Here is a 5,784-nt window from a genome sequence, read left to right on the forward strand (position 1 = left end):
CACTAACTTTATAGGGATTGCCGTTATGAAAAACTGTTGGATAGGGAATAGGGAATCGGGAATCGGGAATCGGGAATCGGGAATAGGGAATAGGGAGCAGGGAGCAGGGAGCAGGGAATAGTAAGAAAGAGATCTGATGATTTTTTGGTGTAATCATAAATCAGCTTTGGGTTTTATGAACTATTTAGAACTGCTATAGTTAACGTTGAGCTAAATTACGGTAAACTGAAAACAATTGGGTTCGGTAAACTCGAATTCAGTGGTCAGCTAATGCGCTAAGCGCACGCTACGCGAACAAGTATCAGCTAAGGCAATTCAGTTAAGTCCAATGATGGAATCCACAGATTTTACTCACTCAGTCAGCTACCAAAAAGAATTGATTCTGAAATTACAGGCACTGCTGAAAAAGGAAATTGAAGGTAAAGCTCACTCTGACCGCATTGAAGAATTAGCGTCGGCCATTGAAAGTGCGACAGAGGCGCTCAACAACCTAACCCAGTATTTTAGAGAAACTTAACCTGTACTTTTCTCGATTAGACTCTAAGCAGTAGGTACTAGGCGTTAACTACTAACTAACACCTAATACCTAACACCTAATACCTAACACTTAACTCCTAACACCTAACACCTAAGCCTCAACACTAAATAGACTGATTACTAGGGCAAAGGTCGAAGCGATGCAGCGCGGTCTTGGGGGTTACCCCCATGAGCGACTGCATCAAGACAATGATTTTTAGTGCTTGAAGAGGTCAAGTCCTCTTTCGGGTTGAGCTGCAGAGGCACCAATATTAGGAGTGATGCCCACAAATTGATCAAATCAGTGATTCGGGCAAAGCCCGACGCTGCGCGAACGACTCTGGTCAAGATCAATCCCAGAACTAGGAAAACCTAGAGATGAAGTCAACACAGATGAAGTCAACACAGATGGAGTCTGGAAGGAACCAAGTAGGGAATCAATGGGATTGGTAATAGTACCAACGATGCCCTCAAAGAGACTGTCAGGTCCATCGGTAACACCATCCGGATTACTAATCGGGTTGTCGTTACCAATGGTGACACTGGCGGCACCACTAACGTGATAATTATTGGTGTTAGGGTTACTTATGGTGCTGGAAACCATGGCTGTGCCATGGATACTGGAAATGCGATTCCTTAAATCCCCTGAGGTATTGTCACTAATGGTACTGGTAGCCGTGCTGCTACTGCTGACCATTACCACACCGCCACCAGAGTTGCCTGTTCCCGTAGCGTGGCCTTTGGCCAAGGGATTGGGACTAATCCTATTAATAGCCGTCGCCCTGCTACTGACCTTGACGAGAGGGTCATCTGGGTCTACTGTTCGATGACTACTAATTTCAATCTTGGTGATATTCGCGGTTGTTCCATCTTGAGGCTGAATTTCGAGATCAAACACTTGGTCAATGTCATCAAAATCTATAATTCTTTGACTCTCTATAGGGGGCTTGACGTTAATCGGGCCATTGGTGATATCCAAATCACCAGTAGTAGCCAAATCTTCACCAGTTTCAAGGTCATCTAGGGGAGAAATCACTACAATCCCTTGACTAGTAGCACCAGTGTGGTCTTCTTGGTTTGGATTTGGTTGTAGATTGCAAAGGGAATCAAGCACAGAACAGCTATTGTTTATCATCGAGGTTTCTACTCGAACGTCAACAAAGAAATGAGATGGAGATTCCCTGATTGACTTTTTCCGGCTACCCAGGTCGAGTAGCCAGCACATTTTTCACTTTGTCAGTCTAAATTCTATCTAGGTGATCAAATTATTGCTCTCGAATGCAAGAAAAATTCACCTTTTCTGTTCGCGTAGCGGCTCGTACCGAGCATCGCGTAGCGTGGCCCAAAGGCCAATCACGACAGGGGGATGGTGCCCTTTATCCATCAATTTTCTGTTTACACTCCCAAACCGCTAGAGGTTTAATTCCCGGAGCGTCCATTACCGCTTTGATTTAATAAATATTCCCAAATCCGTCGTATTTCCTCTTGATTTTGGCGAATCTCTGCTTGACTTTGACGAATTTCCTCTTGACTTTGACGTTGATAGGTTGCCAAATCCGAAAACAATTTTAAGGTCTCATTCAGAGAAACTCGTAATTGAGTAATTTCTGCTTGATTTTGCTCGATGGTCTGAGAGTGACGATTAATGTATCGTGCTGCTGTCTCTAACAAGTTCTCTACTTGAGTTAATCTTTCTTCTGGTGTCATGTCTGATCACTTTGAATTTGAGAGATTTATCTATTAGATTCTTTTTTTTATCCTTATTTATGATATTAAACATTACTAAAAAATTAGGTAAGCATATGCGCTACAGATGGTGATAGCCGTAGGCTGAATGCTTACAAAATTAGTGCGTTCGCGTAGGGGCTCCATTCGCGTAGCGTGGCCCATTCGCGTAGCGTGGCCAATAGGCCAAGGCCAAGGAGCATCGGAAAGCGGTTCCTTACTGGCAGTGCCAGACGCTGCACGAACGAAACATCGCGTTATAGTTTGGTGGGTTAATAACGCACCAAACTAGTCGGAAACTGCTAGAGGTTTAATTCCCGGAGCGTCCATTATTGCTTTGATTTAATAAATATTCCCAAATCCGTCGTATTTCCTCTTGATTTTGACGTTGATAGGTTGCTAACTCGGAAAACAATTTTAAGGTCTCATTGAGGGAAACTCGTAATTGAGTAATTTCTGCTTGATTTTCCTCGATGGTCTGAGAGTGACGATTAATGTATCGTGCTGCTGTCTCTAACAAGTTCTCTACTTGAGTTAATCTTTCTTCTGGTGTCATGTCTGATCACTTTTACTTTGATATATTTATCTATTATATTCGATTTTTTATCATTATTTATGATGTTAAACATTACTAAAAAATTAGTGCGTTCGCGTAGCGGCTCCATTCGCGTAGCGTGGCCCAAAGGCCAAGGAGCATCGCATTCTAGTTTAGTGCGCTATTAAACCAATATAACAATTCTCTCCGCCCCCCCCGCCCCACACTCTTCGCCCTACTCCCTACTCCCTACTCCCTACTCCCTACTCCCTACTCCCTACTCCCGATAACGAAAGTACCTAACCCAATTGAGAACTGCTATAGTAATCATAGTATTGCTAACTTTAAGGTAGGAGAATGACAGACAAAAATTTTGTAGCTGATAATGCTACTACCACAGAAATACTCGAACAAGTTATTGAGGAAATACAGCAAACTCCCCAAGAATACTTACCCAATTTGTTGCAGATAGTTCGTTTGTTTCGTGAGAGTGTTACACAGGATACGGCAGAACAAAGCTTTCGTCAGGGATGGCAAGAAGCCATGACAGGGAATACACTTCCTGTTTCACAGCTGTGGGATGGGATTGATGCAGAATGAACCAGCCAAAATCCAAATCACGGTTACACCTGAGTTCAAGAGAAGCCTACGCAATCTAGCCAAGCGGTATCGTAATATCCGCTCTGATGTCCAGCCGATTATTGATCAGTTACAGTCAGGTGAAATTATTGGGGATCAGATCCCAAGCATTCCCTACACGGTATTCAAGGTCAGGGTTAGGAATAGTAATATTCAAAAGGGTAAAAGTGGCGGTTACCGCTTTATTTACTACCTAAAAACTTCAAATAACATTATTTTGGTTACTATTTAATCAAAGTCATATCAAGGAGATATTACATCCGACAAAATCCAGAAAATTGTGGCTAATTTTAAATCCCAGTAATTCCCTGGATTCAGTGCGTTCGCGTAGCGGCTCCATTCGCGTAGCGTGGCCCAAAGGCCAAGGAGCATCGCTTTCTAGTTTGGTCGGTTAATAACGCACCCAAGCAGTGGTAAAACGCTAGAAGTTTAATTCCCGGAGCGTCCATTACCGCTTTGATTTAATAAATATTCCCAAATCCGTCGTATTTCTTCTTGATTTTGACGAATCTCCTCTTGACTTTGACGTTGATAGGTGGCTAACTCAGAAAACAATCTTAAGGTCTCATTCAGAGAAACTCGTAATTGAGTGATGTCTGCTTGATTTTGCTCAATGGTCTGACTATGGCGATTAATGTATCGTGCTGCTGTCTCTAACAAGTTCTCTACTTGAGTTAATCTTTCTTCTGGTGTCATGTCTGATCACTTTTAATCTGATCTATTTATCTATTGTATTTTAGTTTTACTCCTTATTACCGATGTTAAACATTACTAAAAAATTAGTGCGTTCGCGAAGCGGTTCGTTACTGGCAGTGCCAGACGCTGCGCGAACGGAACATCGCCATCTAGTTTGGTACTTTATTAACCAACCAAAGCAATTACTTCTACCCTCTCCCTGGGCGTGTTAACCACACTTACCATATTTATTTTTATCATATTTACCACGCTTACCACGCTTACCACGCTGCACGCAAAGCTAAAATGTGGTAAATTAGGGAAATACGTATGAGCAGGTCGACAAAAATAAACTACCATCAAATAAGCTATTATCCACACCATTCAGGCAATTTAGCCCACCAGGCAGCAGGTGTTATCGTTAATTCCACCTACCAAATTATTTAGTAATCCAAAATTCCTCAGAATTTTGCCCTTGGCTGTGTTCGAGCGTCTGGATCAGCGATTAGACGAGATGAAGTCAACCTTGGCCGAAGAGGCAATACTCCTAAAGTCTGATATTTTGGTAAATCAGAGGGTGAGTACTGAGGCTCAGAGCCAGAGGTTTACCCTGATCGGATCAGAACAGTTCAGTTGTCTACTGTGGGGGGAAGCCCAACCGGAGACCTTAACTGGGTATGACTCTCTGATGAGACTGTACCAAGTGGGATTGACCTTCGCTCCGGATGCGATCGCAAACTTTCTTACCCATCTCAAGGACTCCTACCTAACCTCACCATTAGAAGTTGACACCTCTGAGGATATTCTCAACCTAATCAATAGGGCTCAAGCCTCCCTCAAACCCAATAATCCAGCTATTCAGAGCGAATTTACCCTATCATTAATCGATATTCTGTGTGACTACAGCACCGATGTTCCACCATTAGCAGAGCCAGATTATCCCTATGCGTCCATTTGTCAACCCGTAGCAGAAGCACTGCACCAGCAGGTTGAGCAAGAGCGATTGCTCAATCAGGTGACCAGTCAAATCCGTCAAAGCCAAGAGTTACCGCTGATCCTGACCACAGCAGTTGAACGGGTACGACACTTTTTAGAAGTAGACCGATTAGTCATCTATCAATTTGACTTCCCTTACAGCTCTAGTCCCACAGCACTAGAGCCAGCACCTGCTGCTGCCACTGAATTAGGCTGGGGTTGTATTACCTACGAAGCTAAAGCCTCCGATGGTATCCCATCAGTGCTGAATGTGATTGAGCAGGAGGAATGTTTAACCCATGTACCGAACTCTACACATAAATATCAGCGAGGGTCAACGGTTGCTGTTGATGATGTTGATAAGAGCTATAATACCCATAATTGCTTACTTAAACTGTTGCATCGACATCAAGTACGAGCCAAGTTAGTCGCACCAATTATTGTCGAAAACAACCTGTGGGGACTACTAATTGCCCATCAGTGTTTCGAGCCAAGGCGATGGCAGGACAGTGAAAAAAACTTTCTCCAGGCAATTGCTGAACACCTAGCCGTTGCCATCTATCAAGCGAAGTTATACTCCCAAGTGCAGCAGCAAAACAACACCCTTGAACAACGGGTAATTGAGCGCACCCAAGCACTCCGGGATGCTTTGCAAGCTGCTCAAGCAGCCAATCTTGCTAAGAGTGAGTTTCTAGCTACCATGAGTCATGAATTGCGCA

11 protein-coding genes are annotated in these 5,784 nt (G+C 43.4%); 5 read left to right on the forward strand and 6 right to left on the reverse strand.

Going from position 1 to position 5,784, the window contains the following annotated elements:
• Positions 1-328: 328 nt before the first annotated feature.
• Positions 329-517, forward strand: a complete 189-nt coding sequence (locus F6K57_RS35305; RefSeq protein ID WP_293072653.1) for a hypothetical protein — start codon at positions 329-331, stop codon at positions 515-517.
• Positions 518-817: 300 nt separating this feature from the next.
• On the opposite strand, the gene F6K57_RS35310 is transcribed toward F6K57_RS35305, so the two are convergent.
• From F6K57_RS35310 to F6K57_RS35325, 4 genes are all read right to left on the reverse strand, one after another.
• Entirely contained in the window at positions 818-1,651 is an 834-nt protein-coding gene (locus F6K57_RS35310; protein WP_293072655.1) for a hypothetical protein, read from the reverse strand.
• Positions 1,652-1,935: 284 nt separating this feature from the next.
• A complete protein-coding gene (locus tag F6K57_RS35315; protein ID WP_075896913.1) occupies positions 1,936-2,223 on the reverse strand; it encodes a hypothetical protein in 288 nt (95 codons plus the stop codon).
• Positions 2,224-2,354: 131 nt separating this feature from the next.
• Positions 2,355-2,483 (reverse strand): hypothetical protein, encoded by a 129-nt coding sequence (locus F6K57_RS35320; RefSeq protein WP_293072657.1) that lies wholly within the window; start codon positions 2,481-2,483, stop codon positions 2,355-2,357.
• A gap of 68 nt (positions 2,484-2,551) precedes the next feature.
• Complete coding sequence (locus F6K57_RS35325; protein WP_293054193.1) at positions 2,552-2,797, reverse strand: hypothetical protein; 246 nt, start codon at positions 2,795-2,797, stop codon at positions 2,552-2,554.
• 336 nt (positions 2,798-3,133) lie between these two features.
• On the opposite strand from F6K57_RS35325, the gene F6K57_RS35330 reads away from it, so the two are divergent.
• Together F6K57_RS35330 and F6K57_RS35335 are read left to right on the forward strand one after the other, a co-directional pair.
• Positions 3,134-3,376 carry a hypothetical protein gene (locus F6K57_RS35330; RefSeq protein ID WP_293072659.1) on the forward strand — a complete coding sequence of 81 codons (243 nt, stop codon included), beginning with the start codon at positions 3,134-3,136 and terminating at the stop codon, positions 3,374-3,376.
• Positions 3,366-3,647: a type II toxin-antitoxin system RelE/ParE family toxin gene (locus F6K57_RS35335; protein ID WP_364305437.1), complete on the forward strand. Its 282-nt coding sequence runs from the start codon at positions 3,366-3,368 to the stop codon at positions 3,645-3,647. Before F6K57_RS35330 ends, F6K57_RS35335 begins: the two co-directional genes overlap by 11 nt.
• An 11-nt stretch (positions 3,648-3,658) precedes the next feature.
• On the opposite strand, the gene F6K57_RS35340 is transcribed toward F6K57_RS35335, so the two are convergent.
• Together F6K57_RS35340 and F6K57_RS35345 are read right to left on the reverse strand one after the other, a co-directional pair.
• Positions 3,659-3,787: a hypothetical protein gene (locus tag F6K57_RS35340; protein ID WP_293072661.1), complete on the reverse strand. Its 129-nt coding sequence runs from the start codon at positions 3,785-3,787 to the stop codon at positions 3,659-3,661.
• Between the two features lie 57 nt (positions 3,788-3,844).
• Complete coding sequence (locus F6K57_RS35345; protein WP_293072663.1) at positions 3,845-4,111, reverse strand: hypothetical protein; 267 nt, start codon at positions 4,109-4,111, stop codon at positions 3,845-3,847.
• Positions 4,112-4,173: 62 nt separating this feature from the next.
• On the opposite strand from F6K57_RS35345, the gene F6K57_RS35350 reads away from it, so the two are divergent.
• Positions 4,174-4,323: a hypothetical protein gene (locus F6K57_RS35350; protein ID WP_158069425.1), complete on the forward strand. Its 150-nt coding sequence runs from the start codon at positions 4,174-4,176 to the stop codon at positions 4,321-4,323.
• A 236-nt stretch (positions 4,324-4,559) separates the two neighbouring features.
• A partial coding sequence (locus F6K57_RS35355; RefSeq protein ID WP_293072665.1) for a hybrid sensor histidine kinase/response regulator occupies positions 4,560-5,784 on the forward strand: 1,225 nt, incomplete at its 3' end.

The organism is Moorena sp. SIO4A5 (assembly GCF_010672005.1).
Taxonomy (GTDB): Bacteria; Cyanobacteriota; Cyanobacteriia; order Cyanobacteriales; family Coleofasciculaceae; genus Moorena.